Consider the following 3,200-nt stretch of genomic DNA (forward strand, 5'->3'; position numbering starts at 1 on the left):
CCAAACCAAACTGGTAGTGCAGACTTGGCAGCTCGCTGCCTGGTCGGAGCTGGGTGAGGGGTCACCAGGCGGTAGTGGCACAGCAACCAACCAGCGGAACACCCACATTCAACTGCATCTAGCCGCCTGCGCTAAAGCTTCGGCGGCAAGATTTCGTATCCTTCTCCCTCACGGGAGAAGGTTTGAAAATCGCTGTCCTACACCCTGCCTAATCCGCTATTATTGCTCCGGCTCCGCGTCATGCGCGGGACGGGCTCTTTGACAATCTGGATATGATCGCGGCGCTGGCGGCTGGGCGCATGTTTCTGCCGGACCGGTCTGGGCGGCAATCTGAAAGGTTACACTCGACGGCCGGTTATTTCCCTGCAAAGGCAGCTATTCTGCCGCCTGGGGGCAAAGGTCACGGAAAACAAAACATATCGTTGGTGTAAATTTCCCGGCGAGCCACAATATTGGTCAGGCTCGCACAAAGCCACAAAGGCTGGAAGCAAAAGCGCAATCCCTTCGCGTCTTCGCGGCTTCGCGCGAGTCCGATAGGTCCGCTCCCCGCAAACGGGCGCACAATATTGTTCATTGGCCCTAATACTGAATCAAGTTCAGCACAGGCTTTTCACGAACTTTGGCACACCAAACAGTCGAGAAAGCCTACTCCCCCGCCTCCCGAGCAACCTCGCGCCAGCCGATATCGCGCCGGCAAAAGCCGCCCTCGAAATCGATCTGGTCGACCGCCGCATAGGCTTTTGCCTGCGCTTCGGTGGCATTGGCGCCCAGCGCGGTGACATTGAGCACGCGGCCACCATTGGCGACCAGAGCGCCATCAACCTCGGCGGTGCCGGCGTGAAATATCTTCGCGCCCTCGCGCTCGGCTCGCGCCAGATTCTGGATCTTGCCGCCTTTTTCCGGAGTGGAAGGATAGCCGTTGGCCGCCATCACCACGGTCAGCGCGGTTTCCGGCGCGAACACCGGGGCGCTGGTCTGGGCCAGATCGCCCCTGGCGGTGGCCATCATCAGCTTGGCGAGATCGCTTTCCAGCCGCATCATCAGCACCTGGCATTCCGGATCGCCAAAACGGGCATTATATTCGATCAGGTGCGGCCCGCTGTCGGTCAGCATCAGCCCGGCGAACAGCACGCCGCTATAGGGCGTTTCTTCGGCAGCCATCGCGTCAACCGTCGGCTGGATGATCTCCTCCATCACCTGTTGCTGCAGGGTGGCGGTCAGGACGGGGGCCGGGCTGTAGGCGCCCATGCCGCCGGTGTTCGGGCCGACATCGCCGTCGCCGACCCGCTTGTGGTCCTGGGCGGTGCCAAAGGGCAGGACATTCACGCCATCGGTGATCGCGAAGAAGCTGGCTTCCTCGCCGGTGAGAAATTCCTCGATCACCACTTCGGCGCCCGCTTCGCCAAAGCTGCCGTCGAACATGTCGGCGATCGCGGCTTCGGCTTCGGCCCGGGTTTCAGCGATGATCACGCCCTTGCCGGCAGCGAGGCCATCGGCCTTGATCACAACGGGGATGGAGAAATCGTTCAGCGCCTTCAGGGCATCGGCGGCACTGGTGGCGCGGACATAGCCGGCGGTCGGGATGTTGGCGCGGGCGCACAGGTCCTTGGTAAAGCCTTTCGAGCCTTCCAGCTGGGCTGCCGCCTTGTCCGGGCCGAACACGAAAATTTCGGCGGTGCGCAGACTCTCGGCGAGACCATCGACCAGCGGCGCTTCCGGACCGACGACGACCAGATCAATGTCCTTGTCACCGCAAAACAGGATCACGGCGGCATGGTCGGTGATGTCCAGTTCGACCAGATCGCAATGTTGCGCGATGCCGGGATTGCCGGGTGTCGCATAAAATTTCCCGAGCGAAGGGGATTGCGCCAGCTTCCAGGCCAAGGCATGTTCGCGGCCACCCGAACCGATCAACAGGATATTCATGGACGATTCCCTCTCTTTAGATGCCAAGCTGTTAGCCGAGAGCGGGCAGGGTGACAACGCCCCGCCTTTGTCGGTTTCGGAAATATCCGGCGCGCTCAAGCGGGTGGTCGAGGATCGCTTCGGCTATGTCCGGATCAGGGGCGAAATCTCGGGCTACAAGCGCGCGGCTTCCGGCCATGTCTATCTGGCGCTGAAGGATGACAAAGCGGTGATTGACGGGGTGATGTGGAAGGGCAATGCCGGGCGGCTGCCATTCCAGCCGGAGGATGGCATCGAGGTCGTCGTCTCGGGCAAACTCACCACTTATCCCGGCCGCTCGAAATATCAGGTGGTGATCGACAAGATGGAACTGGCGGGCGAGGGCGCGCTGATGGCCCTGTTCGAGAAGCTCAAGGCCAAGCTGCTCGCCGAGGGCCTGTTCGATCAGGATCGCAAGAAGCCGATCCCGTTTCTGCCGCGCACCATTGGCGTGGTGACCTCGCCGACCGGTTCGGTGATCCGCGATATCCTCCACCGGCTGGCGGATCGCTTCCCCAGCCATGTGATTGTCTGGCCGGTGCTTGTCCAGGGCGAAGGCGCAGCGAAGCAAATTGCCGCAGCGGTCAATGGCTTTTCGCAGATCGAGGCCGGCGGCCCGGTGGCGCGACCCGATCTGGTGATCGTCGCCCGCGGTGGCGGCTCGGTCGAGGATTTGTGGAGCTTCAACGAGGAAATCGTGGTGCGGGCTGTCGCTAACTGCACCATTCCGATCATTTCGGCGGTCGGGCATGAAACCGACACCACGCTCTGCGATTTCGCCGCCGATCTGCGCGCGCCGACCCCGACCGCAGCTGCCGAGATGGCGGTGCCGGTGCGGTCGGAATGGCTGATCTCGCTGGACGAGACCAAGGCGCGGATGGCGCGCGCGGTCCAGCGCGGCCTGGCGACAGCGCAGGAACGGCTCGAGACGCAGCGCCGGGTGATGCCGGCGCTGGCCGATCTGCTGCGCCCGCACCAGCAGCGGGTCGACGAAATTTCCGAGCGGATGAAATATGGCATGAGCCAGAATATCGGTCAGGCGCGCAGCCGCTTTGCCAGCAGCGCCGGTGCTTTGCGGCCGTCGATCCTGAAGCAGCGGCTGGCGCGGTCGCAGGAGCGGTTCCAGCGGCTGGATCTACCGGTATCGCTGGTGCAGCGGCCCTTGGCGGACGCGCAACAGCGGCTGGACGCGCTATGGCGGCTGGCGCAGCAGGTCTCGCCCGATGGTCCGCTCAAGCGCGGCTATGCCCGGGTGT

At 63.0% G+C, this 3,200-nt stretch carries 2 protein-coding genes; one reads left to right on the forward strand and one right to left on the reverse strand.

Translation table 11 applies throughout. The annotated features are described in order from the left end of the window. Positions 1-645: 645 nt before the first annotated feature. Positions 646-1,926, reverse strand: coding sequence for a phosphoribosylamine--glycine ligase (purD, locus tag V7665_RS13320; protein WP_335665019.1), 1,281 nt, complete (start codon positions 1,924-1,926; stop codon positions 646-648). On the opposite strand from purD, the gene xseA reads away from it, so the two are divergent. Beyond that, on the forward strand, positions 1,925-3,200 hold a 1,276-nt coding region (gene xseA, locus V7665_RS13325), incomplete at its 3' end, for an exodeoxyribonuclease VII large subunit (RefSeq protein ID WP_335665020.1). The genes purD and xseA overlap by 2 nt on opposite strands.

Source organism: Parasphingorhabdus sp. (genome assembly GCF_036964675.1).
In the GTDB taxonomy this organism is placed as follows: Bacteria; Pseudomonadota; Alphaproteobacteria; order Sphingomonadales; family Sphingomonadaceae; genus Parasphingorhabdus.